The organism is Halomonas sp. 328 (assembly GCF_015645095.1).
In the GTDB taxonomy this organism is placed as follows: Bacteria; Pseudomonadota; Gammaproteobacteria; order Pseudomonadales; family Halomonadaceae; genus Bisbaumannia.
In genome coordinates this window covers 58,966-79,946 of record NZ_JADOTW010000012.1, presented here as the reverse complement: position 1 = coordinate 79,946, position 20,981 = coordinate 58,966, and the positions used below count along the sequence as shown (strand labels likewise).

Annotated in this window: 16 protein-coding genes; 7 read left to right on the top strand and 9 right to left on the bottom strand. The window is 67.7% G+C overall.

All coding sequences use genetic code 11. From position 1 onward, the window contains the following. The first annotated feature begins 7 nt into the window (after window positions 1-7). The 6 genes from IHD13_RS07825 to IHD13_RS07800 all read left to right on the top strand — a co-directional run bounded on the left by IHD13_RS07825 (window position 8) and on the right by IHD13_RS07800 (window position 7,293). The gene (locus IHD13_RS07825) at window positions 8-1,285 is read left to right on the top strand and encodes a dihydroorotase (RefSeq protein ID WP_195860482.1); all 1,278 of its coding nucleotides are present in this window, start codon (window positions 8-10) and stop codon (window positions 1,283-1,285) included. Between the two features lie 101 nt (window positions 1,286-1,386). Next, window positions 1,387-1,818, top strand: a complete 432-nt coding sequence (locus IHD13_RS07820; RefSeq protein WP_195860481.1) for a hypothetical protein — start codon at window positions 1,387-1,389, stop codon at window positions 1,816-1,818. A 278-nt stretch (window positions 1,819-2,096) separates the two neighbouring features. Next, on the top strand, window positions 2,097-3,782 hold the full coding sequence (locus tag IHD13_RS18545; RefSeq protein ID WP_195860480.1) for a methyl-accepting chemotaxis protein: 1,686 nt from the start codon (window positions 2,097-2,099) through the stop codon (window positions 3,780-3,782). A 487-nt stretch (window positions 3,783-4,269) separates the two neighbouring features. Beyond that, a complete protein-coding gene (locus IHD13_RS07810; protein WP_195860479.1) occupies window positions 4,270-5,409 on the top strand; it encodes a tyramine oxidase subunit B in 1,140 nt (379 codons plus the stop codon). Window positions 5,410-5,489: 80 nt separating this feature from the next. Continuing rightward, window positions 5,490-5,915 carry a Rid family hydrolase gene (locus tag IHD13_RS07805; RefSeq protein ID WP_195860478.1) on the top strand — a complete coding sequence of 142 codons (426 nt, stop codon included), beginning with the start codon at window positions 5,490-5,492 and terminating at the stop codon, window positions 5,913-5,915. 85 nt (window positions 5,916-6,000) lie between these two features. Next, complete coding sequence (locus IHD13_RS07800; protein WP_195860477.1) at window positions 6,001-7,293, top strand: NAD(P)/FAD-dependent oxidoreductase; 1,293 nt, start codon at window positions 6,001-6,003, stop codon at window positions 7,291-7,293. An 18-nt stretch (window positions 7,294-7,311) separates the two neighbouring features. On the opposite strand, the gene IHD13_RS07795 is transcribed toward IHD13_RS07800, so the two are convergent. Genes IHD13_RS07795 through IHD13_RS07780 form a run of 4 tightly spaced genes read right to left on the bottom strand, consistent with a single transcriptional unit; the run spans window position 7,312 to window position 11,877 of the window. Next, window positions 7,312-8,223: a helix-turn-helix domain-containing protein gene (locus IHD13_RS07795; protein WP_195860476.1), complete on the bottom strand. Its 912-nt coding sequence runs from the start codon at window positions 8,221-8,223 to the stop codon at window positions 7,312-7,314. 54 nt (window positions 8,224-8,277) lie between these two features. Continuing rightward, window positions 8,278-9,546 carry a tyrosine--tRNA ligase gene (gene tyrS, locus IHD13_RS07790; RefSeq protein WP_195860475.1) on the bottom strand — a complete coding sequence of 423 codons (1,269 nt, stop codon included), beginning with the start codon at window positions 9,544-9,546 and terminating at the stop codon, window positions 8,278-8,280. A gap of 36 nt (window positions 9,547-9,582) precedes the next feature. Continuing rightward, window positions 9,583-10,446, bottom strand: a complete 864-nt coding sequence (locus IHD13_RS07785; RefSeq protein WP_195860474.1) for a helix-turn-helix transcriptional regulator — start codon at window positions 10,444-10,446, stop codon at window positions 9,583-9,585. A 30-nt stretch (window positions 10,447-10,476) separates the two neighbouring features. After that, window positions 10,477-11,877 carry an APC family permease gene (locus IHD13_RS07780; protein WP_230086195.1) on the bottom strand — a complete coding sequence of 467 codons (1,401 nt, stop codon included), beginning with the start codon at window positions 11,875-11,877 and terminating at the stop codon, window positions 10,477-10,479. Between the two features lie 236 nt (window positions 11,878-12,113). Here IHD13_RS07780 and feaR point away from each other — a divergent pair, with 236 nt between their 5' ends. Next, window positions 12,114-13,046, top strand: a complete 933-nt coding sequence (feaR, locus tag IHD13_RS07775; RefSeq protein ID WP_195860472.1) for a transcriptional regulator FeaR — start codon at window positions 12,114-12,116, stop codon at window positions 13,044-13,046. Window positions 13,047-13,475: 429 nt separating this feature from the next. Here the strand turns inward: feaR and IHD13_RS07770 are convergent, their stop codons facing one another. The 5 genes from IHD13_RS07770 to IHD13_RS07750 all read right to left on the bottom strand — a co-directional run bounded on the left by IHD13_RS07770 (window position 13,476) and on the right by IHD13_RS07750 (window position 20,969). Next, window positions 13,476-14,969: an aldehyde dehydrogenase family protein gene (locus IHD13_RS07770; protein ID WP_195860471.1), complete on the bottom strand. Its 1,494-nt coding sequence runs from the start codon at window positions 14,967-14,969 to the stop codon at window positions 13,476-13,478. A gap of 146 nt (window positions 14,970-15,115) precedes the next feature. Beyond that, a complete protein-coding gene (locus IHD13_RS07765) occupies window positions 15,116-16,423 on the bottom strand; it encodes an OprD family outer membrane porin (RefSeq protein ID WP_195860470.1) in 1,308 nt (435 codons plus the stop codon). A 132-nt stretch (window positions 16,424-16,555) separates the two neighbouring features. Next, entirely contained in the window at window positions 16,556-18,037 is a 1,482-nt protein-coding gene (locus tag IHD13_RS07760; RefSeq protein WP_195860469.1) for an amidase, read from the bottom strand. Between the two features lie 24 nt (window positions 18,038-18,061). Further along, complete coding sequence (locus tag IHD13_RS07755; RefSeq protein WP_195860468.1) at window positions 18,062-19,591, bottom strand: malonate--CoA ligase; 1,530 nt, start codon at window positions 19,589-19,591, stop codon at window positions 18,062-18,064. A gap of 28 nt (window positions 19,592-19,619) precedes the next feature. Further along, window positions 19,620-20,969 (bottom strand): malonyl-CoA decarboxylase, encoded by a 1,350-nt coding sequence (locus IHD13_RS07750; RefSeq protein ID WP_195860467.1) that lies wholly within the window; start codon window positions 20,967-20,969, stop codon window positions 19,620-19,622. Window positions 20,970-20,981: the final 12 nt, after the last annotated feature.

Below are 20,981 nucleotides of genomic sequence, written 5' to 3'. Positions count from 1 at the left end.
GCCAAGCATGAAGTTGACACTCAAGGGCGCCCGGGTAATCGACCCGGCCAGCGGCATCGATCGCGTCACCGACCTGCACCTGGCCGCCGGGCGCATCGTCGGCCTGGACGCGCACCCCGACTTCCGCGCCGAGAAGGTGCTGGAGCTCTCCGGCAAGTGGCTGCTGCCGGGCCTGGTGGATATCGGCGCCCAGCTGCGCGAGCCCGGCCCCCGCTACAAGGGCAGCCTGGAGAGCGAGTCCGCCGCCGCCCTGGCCGGCGGCTACAGCCGGGTGGCGGTGCGCCCCGACACCAGCCCGGTGCTCGACAGCGCCTCCCAGGTGCGCACCCTGCACGACCGCGCCCAGGAGGTGAACGGCGTGCGGGTGGTGCCCCTGGGGGCCCTGACCCAGGGCCTGGAGGGGCGATTGCTGGCCAATATGGCCGGCCTCCAGGGCGCCGGCTGCGTGGCCCTGACCAACCTGCGCCGGCCCCTGGCCGACGCCCGGGTGCTGCGCCGCTGCCTGGAGTACGCCGCCACCCACGATATCCCGGTGCACTTCCAGGCTCAGGAGGCGGCCCTGGCCGCCGGCGGCTGCGCCCACGAGGGCGCCCTCGCCTCGCGGCTCGGCCTGCCCGGCATCCCCGAGAGCGCCGAGACCACCGCCCTGGCCCAGTGGCTGCTGCTGATCGAGCAGACCGGAGTGCGCGCCCATGTGGCCCACCTCTCCACCGCTCGGGGCCTGGAGATGGTCGGCGAGGCCAAGGCCCGCGGCCTGCCGGTGACCTGCGACGTGACCATGGCCCAGCTGCACTGGACCGATGCCACCCTGGCCGGCTTCGATGCCAACTTCCACCTGGAGCCGCCGCTGCGCAGCGAGGCGGATCGCCAGGCCCTGTGCCGGGGCGTGGCGGATGGTCGCATCGACGCCATCGTCAGCGGTCACCTGCCCCACGAGCAGGCCGCCAAACTGGCCCCCTTCGCCGCCTCCGAGCCCGGCATGAGCAGCCTGGAGACGGTCTGGGCCCTGGGCCAGGCGCTGGTGGACGAGGGCGTGCTCGACCCCCTGACCCTGGCGGCGCGGCTCTCCCTGGGGCCGGCCCGGGTGCTCGGTCAGGGCGGCGGCAGCCTGGCGGCCGGCGAGGCCGCCGACCTGGCGGTCTTCGACCCCGAGGCCGAATGGACGCCGAGCGGCGCGACCCTGCGCTCGGCGGGCCTCAACACCCCCCTGCTGGGCCGGCCCCTCAAGGGCCGCGCCATCCTCACCCTGGTGGAGGGCGATATTCGCCATAGCGGCTTCCTGTAATGCAGGGCGGTTTCATATGAAACCGGCTTGACCCGGATCAAGGCGCGATCGGGGATGGGTATCGATACTGGGGCAAAGACTCAAGCGAGGAGCCCCCACCGATGACCATCCCCTATGCCAAGCCGCCGGCCTCCATCGACCGTCCGGAGCGCCTCCACGACTACCTCCGGGGCGACCGCGTCCTGCGCGAGCTCAGGACCCATGCCCCCGCCGCCCTGGATCGTCTGATCGACGACCTGGAACACCCCCTGAGCGCCCCCTTCGAGCGTGCCGTGGTGCGGGCCCTCGGTGCCGAGCGCCTGCCCGGCTTCGTGCCCGCCGCCACCCTGATGCCCACCATGCTGACTCGCTTTGGCCTGCCCGCCGAGCTGGCCACGGAGAAGGCACTCGAGGTCCAGCGCCGCACCTGCAACCGCTGCCCTCAGGTAGGCCACTGCTGGCAGGCCCTGCGCCATGGCGCCGACGCCGAGGCGTGCCGGGGGTTCTGCCCCAATGCCGAGGCCTTTACCGCCATGGGCGAGGATCCGGCATAAGGCAGGCATAAGACCGGCATAAGCCAGCAAGACGTGCCCGTTTCTGCCGCTCTCCCGGGGCGTGACTTCACGCCGATCTGCGAAGAGCCTTTTTTTTCCTGGGCGACGGTAGCCCGGGGTCTCGTTCGAGGCCAGAGTGCTCTGCGTTGACTATCTAAATAAGCATTTGCTTGATAAGTGCTAGCTTTGCTTCGTGGGTGGTCATTCGCGGCTACCCGAAAGCCTCAGGCCGACGCAGATCGACCGGGACGGTAAAGCACATACGCAGAGGTGTGTTCATGCTCAAGAAAATGAAGGTTTCCCAGCAGTTGACGCTTCTTGTCGGGGTCTTCGCGGTGGCCTTGATCGGGATCGGCCTCTTTGGTCTCCAGGGGAAGCGCACCACCCTGGCGAGTCTCGATACCGTCTATCAGGATCGTGTGGTGCCGCTGCGCCAGCTCTCGGGCATCGCCGATGCCTATGCGGTCAATATCGTCGACACCTCCCATAAGGTCAGCAATGGCAATATCGGCTGGGCCCAGGGGCGGCGTAACGTCGCTGAGGCGAGCGACATTATCCGGCAAACCTGGGAAGCCTACCTGGGCACTGTGCTGGTTGCCGCGGAGGAGCGCCTCGTCGCCGAGCTGCGTCCGCTGTTGCAGGATGCCGATACCGCCGTGGATCGTCTGCAGGCCATCTTGCAACGGGAGGACGGCGCGGCCCTGGAGGCCTTTATCGCTAGCGAGCTCTACCAGCGTATCGACCCGGTTTCCGAGGCCTTCGGGCACTTGATGCGGGTGCAACTGGAGGTGGCCGAGGCCGAATACCTCGGTGGCGTTCAGGAGTATGCCCAGATGCGGGTGATCTTTATCGCCACCCTGGCCATCGTGCTGCTGCTCGGCATCCTGCTGGCCTGGTACATCATCGCCGGCATCGGCCGCAGCCTGGGGGCGGAGCCCGCCCGGGTCGCCGAGATCGCCCGGCAGGTGGCCGATCAGAACCTGACCATCGAGATCGAGACTCGCCCTCAGGACCGGGATAGCGTGCTGTTCGCCATGAAACGCATGGTGGAGCAGCTGTCCGGCGTGATCAGCGGGGTTCGCGAAAGCAGCGGCTCCATTCATGTGGGAAGCCGCGAGATCGCCACCGGCAATGCGGATCTCTCCTCGCGCACCGAGGAGCAGGCCGCGGCCCTGGAACAGACCGCCTCCAGCATGGAGGAGCTGACTACCACCGTGAAACAGAACGCCGATAATGCCCGTCAGGCCAGCGGCCTGGCCCAGGAGGCGTCCCATACCGCCGAGCGTGGCGGCGAGGTGGTGGAGCAGGTGATCGAAACGATGCATGGCATCGCCGACAGCTCCCAACGGGTCGCCGATATCACCGGCGTGATCGACTCCATTGCCTTCCAGACCAATATCCTGGCGCTCAATGCCTCCGTCGAGGCGGCCCGGGCCGGGGATCAGGGCCGCGGCTTCGCGGTGGTGGCCGGCGAGGTGCGCAGTTTGGCCAGCCGGAGTGCGGAGGCGGCCAAGGAGATCAAGGCGCTGATCGAGGGCTCGGTGGCCCAGGTGCAACAGGGCTCTACCCTGGTGGAGCAGGCGGGTGCCACCATGCGGGACGTGATGGCCGCGGTGCGGCGGGTCAACGACATCATGGACGAGATCTCCGCCGCCTCCCAGGAGCAGAGCGACGGCATCGAGCAGGTCACCCAGGCGGTGAGCCAGATGGATCAGGTGACCCAGCAGAATGCGGCCCTGGTGGAGGAGGCCTCGGCGGCGGCCGCCTCCCTGGAAGAGCAGGCCAATCGCCTGGAGCGGGCTGTGTCGGTCTTCAAGCTGGGTTCCGCTTACGGGAGGGGGAACGATGGCCTGCCGGCATGGCTGGGGAGTGCCGGCGTGGCCTTGCCCACCGCCACCCAGGTGAGCAAGACCGGCCCCGCACGGTCGCAGAGCGGTGGCGAGGCCGAGTGGGAGGCATTCTAGTGGCGCGACGAGACTGTCCGCCCGGTACCTGACGATCTCCGTGGAGAGGGTGCGCGACCACAAGAAACACCGTTGCGCCAAGCTTGGTACCCACTCCCGGTCGGAGCTGTTCGCGCTCTTCTGGCAGGATCGCCGCTAGGCGATCCTGCTGTCGTGGGGCCTATCGCTCCCAGCTAGCTGCCAGACGATCCAACCGCTCCCGCTGGAAGGCTTGCAGATCATCGGTCGCCGTGACATCGGACTTGGCCATGGTCGGGTACCGTTGTTGTTATTGAAGTGGCCAGGAAAACGGGCCATGCAGGCATCTTGGCCGCCTCGGGAAGCCCTGACCATCGTGCAGATGAACGATGGGTGGCAACCGATGGCCTCGATTCCGTCGATCGCTGAATTGCCGATTTGTGCTAACGCCGGGGGATACCGGCGCGCAACATGAATACCGATAACTGCTCTGGCAGCCCGGTATCCAATAATAAATCGGAATTCAGCCATGACCCATGACACTCGTATCGACTTTATCTATCTCTCGGAATCCGACATGGTTCGAGCCGGCGTCACCGATATGGCGGCCTGCGTGGACACCATGGAGGAGATGTTCGGGCTTCTTCATCACGGCGACTACCGCATGGCGGGGCCGAACAACGATTCCCACGGGGCCATGATCATGTTCCCCGAGGAGTCGCCCTTTCCCACCATGCCCAAGCCCACTGCCGACCGCCGCATGATGGCCATGCCCGCCTACCTGGGCGGCAACTTCTGCACGGCGGGCGTCAAGTGGTATGGCTCCAACATCGCGAACAAGGAGAAGGGGCTGCCGCGCTCCATCCTGATGTTCACGCTCAGCGATGCCGACACCGCCGCGCCCCTGGCCCATATGTCGGCCAACCTGCTCTCGGCCTACCGTACCGGCGCGGTGCCGGGCGTCGGCGCCCGCCATCTGGCGAGAAAGGACTCCAAGGTCGTGGGCATCTTCGGGCCCGGCGTGATGGCGCGCACCTCGCTAGCCGCCTTTATTGCCGCCTGTCCGCAGATCGACACCGTCAAGGTCAAGGGACGCGGGAAGAAGAGTCTCGACACTTTCACCGACTGGGTTCGCGAGAACTACCCGCAGATCACCACCCTCCAGGTGGTCGACGATATCGAATCGGTGGTGCGCGACTCCGACATCGTGACCTACTGCGCTTCGGGAGAAGTGGGCAACCCCGACGACTATCCGCTGATCAAGCGCGAGTGGGTCAGCCCGGGCACCTTCCTGGCCATGCCGGCTCCCTGCAACTTCGACGCCGGCATGGAAGCGCCGGACGTGCGCAAGGTGCTCGACAACACCGGCCTGTACGAGGCCTGGTACGAGGAAGTGCCCAAGCCGGCCCACCACTGCATTCCGCTGGTCGGCATGAAGTTCATGGACATGATCGCGGGGGGCCGCCTTGCCGCCGACACCCTCGAGGACCTGGGGGCGATCGTGGCCGGCGCCGTACCGGGCCGCCAGAACGACGACGAGATCATCCTGATGTCGGTCGGCGGCATGCCGGTCGAGGACGTGGCCTGGGCCACCGTGGTCTATCGCAAGGCGATCGAACAGGGCATCGGCGTCAAGCTCAACCTGTGGGATGAGCCGCTGCTGCGCTGAGGGCCATCGCACTGCCTGCCGGCCCCGTCCCGCAAGGCGGCGCCGGTTCTCCTTCACCTCATTGCTAGCAGGACAACACCATGACCAAGATCGTCAAAGTCAAGACCGGCTCCAAGTTCGAGGAACACGCCAGCTACTCGCGGCTGGTGGCCGTCGACAACTGGATCCTCGTGTCCAACACCGCCGGCCGCAACCCCGACACCAAGGAGATCCCCGACGACGTGAGCGAGCAGCTGCTGCAGGTCTTCGCCAATATCGAAGGCGCCCTCGGCACGGTGGGCAGCGGCCTGTCCGACATCGTGGCCGCGAAGATTTTCATCCAGGATCCGGCCGATACCGAAACCGTCATGACCCTCTTCGGCCAGAAGATGCGCGGCGTCGATCCCTCCATCACCGTGACCTGCCCGCCGCTGGGCTCCGAGGTCTACAAGGTCGAGCTGGAAGTGACCGCCTATCGCGGCGCCGGCAGCGCCGAGGTGGAGCGGATCGACACCTCCACCCAGTAACGCAGTCCACTCGCTTGCCGGGGCGGCCTGCAGGGCGGGCCGCCGCCGCTTCGTTGATATTCCGATACCTCGAGGGCTTCCTGCCATGGCACCGACAATAGCGCCTGTTCAAACGTCCAGCGACTTCCCCGCCTCGACGAGCGTGGTGATCATCGGGGGTGGCATCATCGGCCTCACCGCGGCCCTGGCACTGTCGGAACGGGGCATCCCCGTGGTCGTGCTGGAGAAAGGACGCCTCGCCGGCGAACAGTCCTCCCGCAACCTGGGCTGGATCCGCAAGACCAGCCGCCATGCGGAGGACGTGCCCCTGGCACAGGCGGCGGATCGGCTCTGGGCCGGCATGGCCGAGCGGGTCGGCAGCGATGTCGGCTACCGCCAGTCGGGGATCCTGTTCCTGGCCCGTACTGCCGAGCAACTGGCCATGCACGAGGCCTGGCTGAAGTCCGTGGACGCCCTGTCCCTGGACTCGCAGTTGCTCGGTCCCCGGGAGATCGATCGCCGGGTGCCCGGCGGCCAAGGTGACTGGGCCGGCGGCATCTACACCCCCTCCGACGGTCGGGCCGAGCCCACCCTGGCCTCCAGCGCCATCGCCAGGGCCGCCATGGCCAGGGGGGCCGTGATCGTCGAGAACTGCGCGGTACGTACCTTGTCGATGACGGGGGGCAAGGTCAGCGGCGTGGTGACCGAGCAAGGCGAGATCCGCTGCGACCAGGCGCTGCTCGCCGGCGGCCTCTGGTCGCGGCGCTTCCTGGGCAACCTCGGGGTGTCGTTACCGACGCTGCCGCTGATCTGTTCGGTATTCAAGACCGCTCCGATGGAGGGGCCGACGGAGATCGCCGTGGGGGCACCGGACTTCTCCTTCCGCAAGCACCGGGACGGCGGCTTTATCGTCACCCAGCGTGGCGCCCTCGATGCCCCCCTGATGCTGGATCATCTGCTGATCGGCTCCCGCTATCTGGGCGCGTTGCGCTCCCAGCGCCACCTGTTGCGGCTCTCGCTGGGCAAGCACTTCCTGCGCGATCTGGCGCTACCCAGGCGCTGGGGGGCCGGCAAGCGCTCGCCCTTCGAGCGCCTGCGCACCATGGATCCCCCGGCCAATGCCAAGATCAATGACGAGGCCCGGCGCAATCTCGCCGCCGCCTGGCCGGTGTTCGAGGGGGCCCGGGTAGAGACCGCCTGGGCCGGCATGATCGATATCACCCCGGACTCCAATCCGGTGATCGGGGCGGTTCCCGGGGTGCCGGGGCTGACCGTTGCTTCCGGCTTCTCTGGCCACGGCTTCGGCACCTCGCCGGCGGCGGGTCAACTGGCGGCCGATCTCCTGGCCGGCGAGGCGCCGCTTATCGATCCGACCCCCTACCGTTTCGACCGCTTCTAAGAGGCGTGCTAAGGGGCGTTATTGCCCCAGGACGCGACTCAGGGTGGTGGAAGGGGTTTCCCGGAACAGCCGGCGGTACTCGCGGCCGAAATAGCTCTGATGGAAGAACCCCTGACAGGCGGCGGCGTCGGCGATGCGTTGGTTGGGGTCTCGCAACAGGCTGCGCCGCACCGCGTTGAGCCGCAGCGCGCGCAGGTAGTGTATCGGCGACTGGCCGGTCTCCGCCTGAAAGCTGTACTGCAGGGTGCGACGCGAGATTTTCAACTGGTGACACAGTGCCGTGAGTGAGGGAGGGTCGTCCGGTCGCGCCCGGGTCAGCGCCTGGCAGCGATCGACGATATAGCGCCGGGTACGGTAGCAGGTCGGATCGAGAGTCGGTGATCTCGAGCAGTCGCTGAACAGCAGCTCGACGCCCTCCTCGAGCTGTCGCGAGAACACCTCCTGAGGCACCACCGTCGGGACGCCCTGGGCCTGGCCTGCCAGCAGATAGTCCGTCATCGCCCGCCACTGCTCCCTGACGCCGGCCAGCCGGGCCGCCGGCACCGCCAGGGTGCGCAGCCGTCGTTCGTCTTGCTCCAACCAGCCGTAGCGGTGGCGATCTATCGACACCACCAGCAGATCGTAGTGTCCCGGAGCCACGCTCCAGAACTCCTCGCAGCGGGGCAGTACCGTGATGGCGTCGGCGGGAAAGAGTCCATCACCAGGCCAGTGGAGGGGCAGGATCAGGTGCCACTGGGTTTCCGGGAAGTGCATCGACTGGGCCAGGCCCAGGTTGGCGCTCTCACGGAATAGCCGCATCCCGCATCCGGCGACATCGATGATATCGCCACGGAAGTGCCCCTCCTCGATCTGGTCGTATTCCTGCTGCCAGCCATCCAGCCGCTGGGCATGTTCGGTGACATCCTCACAGTGATGAAGCGCTATCGTCATGGGTGGTGTCCTGACCTTGTTGTTGTAGTAACGGGACCCGGTTTGAGAGGAGGGTCAGCCTCGCTTGAGCAGGGCGAAGCGCCTCTTGCCCTTCTGCACGACCCAGTAATGGTCGAAGAGGGCGAAGGTATCGCCGAGGCGACCCTGGTCGCGGGGTTCGCCATTGACGCGCACCGCCCCCTGGCTCATCAGCTCCCGGGCCTGGCGCCGGGAGGGCGCCAGGCCCGCCATGACCAGGGCCTCCTCCAGCGGGCTGTCCGGGGCGGTCGCCACGCAGGGCAGGCCATCGAGCTCCAACTGCTCGAGCTCCTCCCGGCTGAGGCGGGTCACCTCGCCGCTGAACAGGGCCGCCGAGATGCGCTGTGCGCCCTTAAGTCCCGCCTCCCCGTGCACGAAGCGGGTGAGCTCCTCGGCCAGGACGCGCTGGGCCCTGGGCCGCCCCGCCGCCTGGCGATCCTCCGCCTCGATGGCCTCGATCTCGTCGCAGGAGAGGAAGGTGTAGTAGCGCAGGAAGCGATAGACGTCGGCGTCGTCCACGTTGAGCCAGAACTGGTAGAACTGGTAGGGCGAGGTCTGGCGCGGGTCGAGCCACACTGTGCCGCTCTCGGTCTTGCCGAACTTGGTGCCGTCGGCCTTGGTGATCAGCGGCAGGGTGAGGCCGAACGCCTGCTCCCCGTTGAGGCGGCGCACCAGGTCGATGCCGCCGACGATATTGCCCCACTGGTCGTTGCCACCGATCTGCAGCCGGCAACCCAGCTCCCGGTTGAGGTGAGCGAAATCCCGGGCCTGCAGCAGGCCGTAGCTGAACTCGGTGAAGGAGAGGCCCTGCTCGGCGCGCTCCAGGCGCTGGCGCACGGACTCGCGGTTGATCATGGCGTTGACCGAGAAGTGCTTGCCCACGTCGCGGAAGAAGTCGATGACATTGATCTCGCCGAGCCAGTCGGCGTTGTTGACCACCCGCAGCGGTTCGTCGAGGTGGGGCGTCATCAGCTGCTGGATCTGCCCGCCCAGGGCGTCGACCCAGCCCTGCACCGTCTCGGGGGCATTGAGCCGGCGCTCGCTGGCCTTGAAGCTGGGGTCGCCGATCATGCCGGTGGCGCCACCGATCAGCGCCAGGCCCCGGTGGCCGGCGTCCTGGAAGCGCTTGAGCATCAACAGCGGCACCAGGTGGCCGATATGCAGGCTGCCCGCCGTGGGGTCGAAGCCGCAGTAGACCACCAGTGGGGTGTCGAGGGCCGCCGTCAGGGCCTCGGGGTGGCTCGACTGGGCGATCAGGCCGCGTCGCTCGAGGTCATGCAGCAGGGGGGAGGTATCGTTTGGCATCGCTGGGCTCCAGAAACCGAGGGTCTGGAGCAGAGGCTAGCGCTTGCCCGGGACGGGGACGATATCCCTAAAAGGGGCATTTTCGGGGTCGTCCTTCCGCGCCTGGGCCGCCAGGGTGATGGCGTGATTGAGGAACCGGCGAAACAGCTCCCCCCGGGAGCCGATGCCGAGGCGGGCATAGAGGCGCTTGCGGTGATTCCTGGCGGTGCCCGGGGTGATCGCCAGGCGCTCGGCGATTTCTTCCGGGGTGAGCCCCTGCACCATCAGGGTGGCCACCTGGCGCTCCCGGGGCGTCAGCAGGCCCTCGCCGAAGCACTCCAGGGCGCGGCTCAGCAGCGCGCCGGCGTCGTCCTCGCCGGTGGTCGGGGGCGAGAGGGTCAAGGGGTCGCTCGCCCAGTGCTGGCGGCAGAGCGCGGCCAGCAGGTCGAAGCGCTCGTGCAGGCGCTGGTACGCCTCGGCGGAGAACGCGTGGCCTGGGGCGAGCCGCCCCAGGTAGATGACGACCCAGCGGGCTGCGTCGAGGCAAACGGCGAGGCACAGCTCGTCCCGCCAGCCGGTCTGTTGATAGAAGGCCTTCATGTACTCCGGGTCGCTCCGCCCCTCGGTGGCCTCCAGGGCGTCGGCGAGTCGGAAGAGCCCCTCCCGGCGGTGGCTATCGAGGGCGACCAGGAAGGGGTCGCCCTGCCAGGCTTGCATCAGGTAACGCTGGAACAGCAGCTCGCGTTGCCGGGGCAGGGCGTCGTGCAGGTAGATGGGGGCTTGGCCGGGGCGATGACCGATGATGACCGCGCCATCGAAGTCGACCAGGTCGCGCAGCAGGGCGACCAGGCTCCCGGTGAAGCCCGGCGAGCGCAGGGAGGCGATGGCCTGGGTCAGCAGGGCGGTCTGGGGGTCGCGCATAGTCGCCTTTGGGGCACGATGTGCCGGTAGTCAGTCGGTCAGGTCCGGCGCGAAGAGGCCGGTTTTCATCCGGAACTTGACCCAGAGTAGCGCGATCACGGCGACGCTGCCGAGCACGGCCCCCAGCAAGGTGTAGACGGTGGACGTCATCTCGGGGGAGGGCGAGGCATTGGCGGCCACGTAGCCCATGCCGAGGATGCCGATGATCTGCGGGATGGGGTAGAACGGTGTGCGATAGGGGCGCGCGCGCTGAGGGTGACGGGTGCGCAGCACGACGACATTGATATGGGCAACGATATAGGCCAGCAGCCAACTGGTCGAGGCGCCGATCAGCAGCAGGATGATGTGGTCGGGAGTGACGAGCAGGAACGGGATCGCCACGATGATCGCCAGGAACAGGATGCCGACCCAGGGGGTGTCGAAGCGCGAATGCCTGCGGCCCATGATGGCGAACGCCTGGCCGTTGTCGGCCATGCCCGAGAGCATTCGGGGCACCGCGGCGAGCACGGTATTGACGGTACTGCAGGTGGCGGTCAGCCCCATGACGGTGGCGATAATCAGTCCCGCCTGGCCGAAGACGCCGTCGACCAGGTCGAGGTAGGGCAGCGGCGAGGTGATCAGCGTCTCCTGGGAGAGGTAGCGCCCGGCGCCCAGGCAGAACAGCGTGAAGAGTACGAAGATGGCGATCAGTGAGACGAACATCGCGCGGGGCACGCGACGCTCCGGCTGACGGATCTCCTTGATCAATGGGCAGATGAATTCACAGCCGACGAACATCCACATGGCCAGCGCCGTCAGGGCGATAAAGCTGCCATCATAAATGCCTTCGGCCCCCCAGCCGATGCCGGCCGCCGCCTCGGCGACCGACGCCGAGGGCGTGTCCAGCAGCGCCGTGGCGCCGACCAGCAGGATGGCGGCGATCATGGCGAAGGTGAACAGGTTCTGTGTCCTGGCGAAGGCATCGGTGCCCAGGATATTCAGCGTCGCCAGGCCGATGAGCAGCAGCAGGGGAACCAGGTATGGAGGCAGCATGCCGGGGAAGAGCGTCTGCAGCAGGAGGTCGACCAGGATCAGCTCCGCCGCCAGGCCGAACATCGCGACCACCACATAGCCGGCAAACACCGAGACGATCGCCGGGAAGTGGCCGATGGCCTTCTGGGTATAGGTCGCCAGGGTGCCCGACGAGGAGGGGTACATCAGCGAGAGCTCGGAGAAGCTGATGGCATTGCAGAAGGCGAAGAGCAGTGCCAGCCCCATGGCGGCCACAAAGCTCAGCCCGCCGATACCGAAGCCCATCAGCGCTGAGGCCATGGCGCCCTGCACCACGACACAGCCGACGCAGATGGCGATCAGGGTCTTGAAGCCGATGCCTGGGGCGCTCGAGCGGGGGTGACTCTCGGCGGCGCCGCGAGCGGATGATGAGTCGATCAAGGTGAACCTCCTTAGGCCTGTTATTGCCATTGTTGTTATGCCTCGACTCGCCGTGCGATGCGGCGAGCCTCGGGCCCAGATTGGGCCCAACGCCGGCTGGTGTCTTGATCCTCCTTGACGGCGTCTTGACCCTCCGCGCCTAGCGTCAGTCGCGATGAGGGAAGGGTTGGCCAGAGGCGGTGATGGCGCGCATAATAGTTTCACTTACAACCATAATCGCTCGAGTGGAGAGGCCGATGCCTTCACACGCTCCCCAACTGGCATTCAATGCCTGGCTGGCGTCCCTGCGCCGGGTCTGCGGCGGTTTCGACTCCCGCCCCCCGGAACCTCATATTCCCTTCCTCGGTGAGGTCGGTGCCCGCTCGATCTGTGGTCTCGAGATCGCGGAGATCCGCACCAATGCGCGATGGATCGCGCGGCGTCGGCGGGATATCGAGCAGGGCGAGGGGCGCTACTGCTTTCTCGTCGTGCAGCGTCGCGGACGAGCGGGGATTCGCCAGCAGGGGCTCGACCTCGAGCTGAATCCCGGCGAGATGGCACTGGTGGACTCGGCGCGCAGCTGCGAGATACTGCCCCGGGGACTGATCGAACATGCGTCTTTCCATATGCCTCGGGCGGCGCTGGCTGCCCGCCTTCCCGGACAGGAGGTGCCCTTCGGCAAGCTGCCGACGGCGGGGCCCGGTGGGCAGCTGCTGCAACTGATGGTCAATCGGATCATTTCCCGGCAACTGGTCGGCGATGCGACCCCGGCCGAGGGACAAGGGATCAGTGAGGCACTGAGCTCGCTGCTGGTGCCCCTGGCCCTGGGAATAGCGCGGAATCCGGAGGTCTCCCCGGCGCTGCTCTATCAGGGGGCCTGCCAGTTGATCGACCAGCAACTTCAGGAGCCCGACCTGACACCGGCCACGCTTGCCGAGCGCATGAATGTCTCGCTGCGCCGCCTCTACCGTCTCTTCGAAGCCCATGAGGAGACCGTGTGCCGCCATATCCAGCGTCGCCGGCTACAGCGCTGTGCCGAGGACCTCGCGGCTCCCGGCCAGGCCCACTGCTCCATCACCGAGATCGCCTATCGCTGGGGCTTCACCGATTCGGCGCACTTCAGTCGCGCCTTCAAGAAGGCCTATGGCGAAGCGCCCCGGGACTACCGTCGCCGCCATTGTCTGCACTGATGACCGGCAGAGATGGCGGAGAGGCGGAAAAAGGGCTCATCGCACTTTGGCGTGAATCCTATCGTGGGAGCGCGGATTCCGCGCGATTCGCCCGTAGGGCGATCCTGATAAATACCCAAGGGCGACTGCGTCGCCCAATCGCTCGGGGAACCCAAGCTCCCACAACACCAGTGGCCAACCCAGCCTTTTCATTATTGCCGTTGTGGGTCGCCTTAAAGCATACAAGCGCGGATTCCGCGCGATATCGCCCGTAGGGCGATCCTGGTAAATACCCAAGGGCGACTGCGTCGCCCAATCGCCGAAGCGTCGGACCGCCGGAATCCAGACTCCCACCACCCCAGTAGCCAACCAGGCCTTCACGCTGATCTGCGGAGCGGCGAAAAAAGGCGCCCGATAGGCCATCGGGCGCAAACACGACAAGCCATCGGTTCAGTAAGCGATACACACCGACTTGAGCTCGGTGCAGGCTTCCACCGCCTCACGACCAAATTCCCGGCCCAGGCCCGACTGCTTGATGCCGCCGAAGGGCAGGCTGGCGTCGAGGGTCACGTGGGTATTGACCCACACCGTGCCCGCCTCGATGCGCGGGATCAGCCGCATGGCCAGGCCCAGGTCATTGGTCCACAGGCTGGCCGCCAGCCCCAGGTCACTGTCGTTGACCATGGCCAGCCCTTCCTCGACCTCGTCGAAGGGAATCACCGAGAGCACCGGCCCGAAGACCTCCTCCCGGGCCACCGTCATGTGCTGGGTGACTCCGCTAAGCACCACCGGCGAGACATAGAAGCCCGTCTCCGGGACCTCGACACCGCGCAGCACCCGGGCGCCTTCCGCTTCTGCGCGGTCGATATGCGCCAGGACGCTGCGCTGATGACGCTGCGAGACTAGCGGGTTGACGGTCGCTTCGGGATCCCGGCCGGGGCCGGCGCGCATGCCCTGGATGGCGGCGTGCAGGCGCTCGCAGAAGGCATCGTGGATCGTGCGATGGACATAGAAGCGCGAGGCGGCGGCGCACACCTGCCCCTGGTTGAGTAGCCCGGCCATCAGGGCTCCGGCCACCGCCTTGTCCAGGTCGGCATCGGCCAGGACCAGCATGGGGTTCTTGCCGCCCAGCTCCAGGGAGAAGCGGGCCATATGGTCGACGGCGGCATGGCCGATCTGCTTGCCCACCGCGGTGCTACCGGTGAAGGTCACCTTGCGGATGTCGGGATGCTCGGCCAGGCGCTGGCCGGCGATGGATCCGGCGCCCACCACCACGTTGAAGACCCCGGCGGGTACCCCTGCCTCGATGGCCAGTTCCGCCAGGCGCAGGGCGGTCAGCGGGGTCTCGGTGGAGGGCTTGATGACGATGGAGCAGCCCGCCGCCAGGGCCGGGATCACCTTCCACAGGGCGATCATCATCGGGAAGTTCCAGGGCACGATGCCGGCTACCACGCCCACCGGCTGGCGCAGGGTGTAGGCGTGGAAATTGGCATCTTCCGGGACGCCGATGGAGACCTCGGTGGTCTGGCCCTCCAGCTTGGTGGTCCAGCCGGCGGTGTAACGCATGAAGTCCACCGAGAAGCCCACGTCGATCATCCGTGCGATATGGATCGACTTGCCCTGGTTGAGGCTCTCGAGCTGGGCCAGCTCCTCGCCATGATCCTCCACCAGATCGGCGAACTTGAGAAGGGTGCGCTCGCGCTGGGCGGGGGCCATGCCACGCCAGGCACCATCGTCGAAGCGCTGCTTGGCGACGGTGACGGCCCGATCGACGGTGGCCTCGTCGGCGAGCCCCAGGTGGGTCAGTGGCGTGGCGCTGGCGGGGTCGAGGATCTCGGCGTGGCGACCGCTCCCCTGAAGGTGCTCGCCGTCGATATAGGAGCCGCAGGCGCGGGACAGAAAGGCTTCCACTTCGGGAAGAGGGGGAATCGTGGCGTTGCTCATGGATCGTGCCTCTGGTGTCTGGGGATCATGGCCTCAAGGGCCGCTGGCCGGTCTGGACTGTGTCTGTGAAGCTAGCAGCCCACCTGGGCCCTGGCTTGTTCCTGGGTGCCAGGGAGATGACTCCCGCTGCCAGGGCCGCCGTAGGCCTAGAAGTCGTAGCGGTAGGTCAGGTAGAGGCGGTTGGCCTCGTGGGTGATCAGGCCGGCGGGGCCGAAGGTGGGGGCCTTGCCGTTGACGGCGGCGGGCTCGCCGTCGGTGTCGTGATTGACGTAGAGCCAGGCCAGGCTCAGGCCGTCCAGGGCGCCGGCGAAGCGGTACTGCAGCACGCTCTGCCACTCCCGGCGGGAGAAGTCGCTGAAGCCGGTGGCCTCGTCGGAGAAGGCGTAGTGGCCGTCCCAGCGCAGCCCGGGCAGGCCCAGGTCGGCGAAACCGAAGCCGGTGGAGACCTTCCACATCGCCTCGCCCTCCAGGCCGAAGCGGTAGAAGTTATTGGCGGCGCTGTCCCAGTGGCCGTGGTCATCGGCGAACAGCAGGCGGTCGTAGTTGCCACCCCAGACACGGGTATGGGCCAGCCCCAGGTACTTGTCGCGATGGGTCAGGCGCAGGCCGAACTCGTTGTAGCGGGCGTCATGGCCGTCGGCGGCGGGATAGAGGCCGGGGATACCCTGGGTTTCGAAACGGTCGCCGGCATCCCGCTGGCGGCCATGGGCCACCTGGCTGTGGAGTGTCAGGTCATCGCCCAGGCGAGCCTGGTGGCTCAGGCGGACCAGGCCCTGGCGAAGGTAGTCGTCGCTCTCCAGGTATTCGGCCTCCAGGCGTAGGTCGGCGGGCAGGGCATAATCGATGCCGGCCAGATTGACCGCGTCGATCTCCCGGCCGTCGAAGGTGGTCAGCCGATCTCCCCAGCCGGAATCGTCGCGGCGGCTAAAGCGCTCGATTCGCGACAGGTAAAGCTCGAGATCTCCCGCTTCATAGGTCAGGTCGTAGCCGAGTGAGGCGGCGGGCAGGATACGGCTGGTGTTGTCGGCGTAGAGGCGATGGCGGCGGGTCTGCTTACCGGCCCCCAGGCGCAGTTGGTGGTGGTCATTACCGAACTCGGCGCGTAGGTAGGCGCGGGTCACCTTGGCGATGCCGTGGGGATCCTGTACCGAGTCGCCGGGACGCAGGTTGGTAATGTTGGTCGCACCGCTACCCACGGAGATAGCATCGGCGGCGCCCAGGCCCAGCTCGATGCCGAAGGTGTCGTGGATCTTGCCGGAGTCCAACTCCAGCAGCAGGCCATGCACCCATTCATCCCGGGTGGGGCCGATGCCATCTTGGGGGTTCTCGTCCCAGTAGTAGTTGCGGTACTGGAGGCTGGCGCTGGCATCGTCGGGCCAGGGCGAGGCCTGGGCGCTGAATGCCAGGGCCGGGGCGAGGCAGAGGGCGAGTCGGGAAGCGAGTCGGGTCGGCATTGGGTTTCTCATTGTTATGGCTCTTGTTAAGGCTCTTGTGATGGCCGGGGTTGAACGCCCGTGTCGAGGGCGCAGGGAGTCGTCCCGCGCCTTCGGGAAGGCGCGGGTCAGGAACATGCGGGCTGGGTCGGGTTAACGGTCGGGCGAGAACTCGGGTAGGTGGCGCAGCCAGTCCCCCGCGGCCTGTTCAAAGGCGTGGGCCAGTTGCAGCACGCCGAGGTCGTCCCGGGGCCGGCCGATCAGTTGCAGCCCCATGGGCAAGCCATTGGCGTTGAAGCCGGCGGGCAGGCTGATCACCGGGCCGCCGGAGAGGGAGCCGGGCACCACCACCTCCATCCAGCGGTGATAGGTGTCCATGGCGCGGCCGGCGATCTCCCGGGGCCAGTGCTCTTCCACCGGGAAGGGGAAGACCTGAGCGCTGGGCAGGGCCAGGACGTCATAGGTCTCGAAGAGCTCGAGCAGTCGGGCGTGCCAGGCGCTGCGGGTCTGGTTGGCGCGGTGCACGTCCAGGGCCGACAGGGCGAGCCCCCCCTCCACCTCCCACCGAGCCTCGGGCTTGAGCAGGTCGCGCTTGGCGGGGTCCGCGTGGAGGGGGGCCAGGTTGCCGGCCACCATCCATTGGCGCAGGGCCACCCAGGCTTCCCAGAGCCGCTCCGCCTCGAAACCGGGGTCGGCCGCCTCCACCGCGCAGCCCAGGTCGCGGAAGGTGGCGAGTGCCTGCTCGCAAAGGGGGATCACTCCCGCTTCCATGGGCAGGTGGCCGCCCCAGTCCCCCAGCCAGCCGATACGCACCCCCTTGAGGTTCCGCTCCAGCGAGCCAGTAAAGAGGGCCGGGTCCTCCGTCAGCGATAGTGGCAGCCGCGGGTCATGACCGGCCTGGGTGGCCAGCAGCCGGGCGAGATCCGCCACGCTGCGGGCCATGGGCCCCTCGGTGGCCAGTTGGTGGCCGAAGTTTTCCGGCAATGGGCCCAGGGGCACCCGGCCGAAGGAGGGACGCAGGCCGAAGACATTGTGGTAGGCGGCGGGGTTGCGCAGCGAGCCCATCATGTCGCTGCCGTCGGCCACCGGCAGCAGGCGCATGGCCAGTGCCGCGGCGGCGCCGCCGCTGGAACCGCCGGCACTCTTGGTCGGGTCGTAGGCGTTGCGAGTGGTGCCGAATACCGGGTTGTAGGTGTGGGAACCCAGGCCGAACTCCGGGGTATTGGTCTTGCCGATGATCAGGGCGCCGTCGCGTTTCATGCGTGCCGCCATGATGCTGTCGTGCTCGGGCACCTGGTCGGCGAACAGCGGCGAGCCCAGCGTGGTGCGCAGCCCGGCGGTGGCGGAGAGGTCCTTGATGGCCTGGGGAATGCCGTGGAGCCAGCCCCGGGAGCGCCCCCGGGCCAGTTCCCGGTCGCACTCGTCGGCCTCGGCGAGCAGCTCGGCTTCATTGCGCAGCGAGACGATGGCGTTGACCCGGGGGTTGCAGGCGGCGATATGCGCCAGGTAGGTGGTCATCACCTCGCGGCAGGAGAGCTCCCGGGCATGGATCACCCGGGAGAGGGTCAGGGCATTCCAGGTGACCGGCTCGGGAAGGCGATAGGGAGCCTGGGGGGGCGTCGGAGTGGTTGTCATTGTCGTCATCTCCTCGAGTTTGCCTTACGCCTGGCTGGCCAGTGGTTGGTAGAGGCCGGCATAGGTCTCGCGGAGCTGCTTCTTCTGTACCTTGCCCATGACGTTGCGAGGCAGGGCATCGACGAAGAAGACGCGCTTGGGCTGCTTGTAGCGGGCCAGTTGGTCGCCCAGGGCCGCCAGTATGGTGGCCTCGTCCAGGTCGCCCTCGGCCACCACCACGGCGGTGACCCCCTCGCCCAGGTCCGGGTGAGGCACGCCGATCACCGCCGACTCCACCACCCCGGGCAGGTCATCGATCAGCTGCTCCACCTCCTTGGGGTAGACGTTGTAGCCGCCGGAGATCACCAGGTCCTTGTCGCGGCCGACGATCTGCAGGTAGCCGTGCTCGTCGATGCGCCCCAGGTCGCCGGTGATAAAGAAGCCGTCGTCGCGGAACTCGGCGCGGGTCTTCTCCGGCATGCGCCAGTAGCCCTGGAAGACGTTGGGGCCGCGCAGCTCGACCATGCCGGTCTCGCCTTGGGGCAGCTCGGCGCCGCTGTCGCGATCGCTGATGCGCAGCTCCACCCCCGGCAGCGGCAGGCCCACGGTGCCGGGGCGGCGGGCGCCGTCGTAGGGGTTGGAGGTGTTCATATTGGTCTCGGTCATGCCGTAGCGCTCGAGGATGGCGTGGCCGGTGCGGGCCTCGAACTCCTGGTGGGTTTCCGCCAGCAGCGGCGCCGAGCCGGAGACGAAGAGCCGCATCTTGGCCACGGCATCGCGGTCGAGGCGCGGCGACTGCAGCAGCCGGGTATAGAAGGTGGGCACCCCCATCAGCACCGTGGCCCGGGGCATCAGCTCGAGCAGCTGCTCCACGTCCAGCTTGGGCAGGAAGGTCATGGAGGCGCCCGTGGTCAGGGTGATATTGCAGGCCACGAAGAGGCCATGGGTGTGGAAGATCGGCAGGGCATGCAGCAGGTGATCGTCGGCGGTGTAGTGCCAGGCCTCGGCCAGGGCGCGGCTATTGGAGGCCAGGTTGGCGTGGCTGAGCATGGCGCCCTTGGAGCGCCCGGTGGTGCCGGAGGTGTAGAGGATCGCCGCCAGGTCGCGCTCGCCGATCTCGGCGATCTGCTCCCAGGGCTCGGCCCGATCGGCCTTCTCCAGCAGGCTGCCGTCGCCCGTGCTGCCGAGGGACTCCACCCGGGGCACGCCGCAGGCGGCGGCCAACTGGCGGGCCTCCGCCAGGGCCTTGGGGCGGCACACATAGAGGCGCGGCTCGGCATCGCCCAGGAAGTATTCGATCTCGGCGCTGGTGTAGGCGGTGTTCAGCGGCAGGTAGACGGCGCCGATCTGCAGGCAGGCCAGGTAGAGCAGGATCGCCTCCGGGCTCTTGTCGACCTGCACCGCGACCCGCTCGCCGGGAGTGACGCCCAGCTCGCGCAGGGCACCGGCCAGGCGCCGGGACCGTGCCTGGGCCTCGCCATAGGTGTATCCCTGGCCCGCCGGGGACTCGATCAGGGGCTTCTGCGGCTGGCGCTGGAAGTGGGGCAGGAACTGCAGGTAGAGGTTGTGACTCATGGCGTTCTCTCTCGCGAAAAGCGGGGTATCAGGCGTTATGGGGTGCGCTCAGCAGCGGCCTGGCGCGACTCGCCAGGCGGCGCAGCTCATTGGGGCAGGCGACGCTGCCGTCGCGGCTGAAGGCCTCGTGATTCTGTTCGATGCGCTCCAGCTCGTAGCGGTAGTTGACCATCAGGCCGTGGGCCTGTCGGCGTCCCTTGGCGGAGGTGTCGCCGGGCCAGTTGAGGCGGTGCAGGCTGGCGCCGTTGCCCAGGTGGAAGCGTGCCACCGGGTCCAGCGGCAGGCCGCTGCGGTGTTTGGCTTCGAGGAAGTAGTGGGCGGCCAGGGCGCGTAGTTCCGGCTCCAGGGCCTGGCGGGCGGCCTCGTCCTGCGCCCAGGCGTCGTCCGCCAGGGCCGCCTCGGCGGCGGGGGAGAGGCGGCACTGGCCCGCCTCCCGCACGCCATCCAGCCAGGCGGCGAAGCCGGGCACCGGCGACAGGGTGACGAACTGGGAGAGGTTGGGCAGTTCCCGCTTGAGTTCCTGCACCACCTGCTTGATCAGGAAGTTGCCGAAGGAGATGCCCTTCAGGCCGCGCTGGCAGTTGCTGATGCTGTAGAAGACGGCGGTATCCGCCTCCTCGGCGGGCAGCTCCTCGCCATCCGCCAGGATGGCCTGGATATTTCCGGGGATGCCGCGGCACAGCGCCACTTCCACGAAGATCAGCGGCTCGTCGCCGGTGGCTGGATGGAAGAAGGCGTAGCAGCGGCGATCCTCCGGGTCGAGGCGGCGGCGCAGGTCGCTCCAGTCGCAGATCTCGTGCACCGCCTCGTAGTGGATCAGCTTCTCGAGGATGGCCGCCGGGGTGTTCCAGTCGATGCTCTCCAGCATCAGGAAGCCGCGGTTGAACCAGGAGGCGAAGAGGTGGGCGAAGTCGGCGTCCAGCGGCGCCAGCTCCGGGGCTTCCCTGAGCAGGCCGAGCAGGTCGGCGCGCATCTTGACCAGTTCGTAGGTGCCGCCGGGGCAGAGGTTGAGGCGTCGCAGCAGGCGCTGGCGGCGTGGCTCGCAGGCGGCGAAGAGGCGCTGCAGGGTGGCGTTGCCCTGGTCTTCCCGGTAGGCGGCATAGGCGGCGTGGATCGCCTCGGGATCGGCGGCGTACTCCTCGGCCAGCAGGCCGAAGAAGGCACGCCGCTGCTCGGCGCCCAGGCCCGCATAGTGGCTCAGCGCCTGCTGGGCGACGAGGATGCGCGAGGCCTCGCCGCCGGGCTGCATCAGGGTCTCGCAGGCTAGGGTCAGGGCCGCCAGGCTCTGGGCCGGGGTCGCCGGCTCCTGGGTGCGACGCCGGCCGCGGCTGACGATGCCGCTCAGCAGTTCCTGCAGAAAGTTTCGATTGGCGCTCATGTCCGCCTCCTC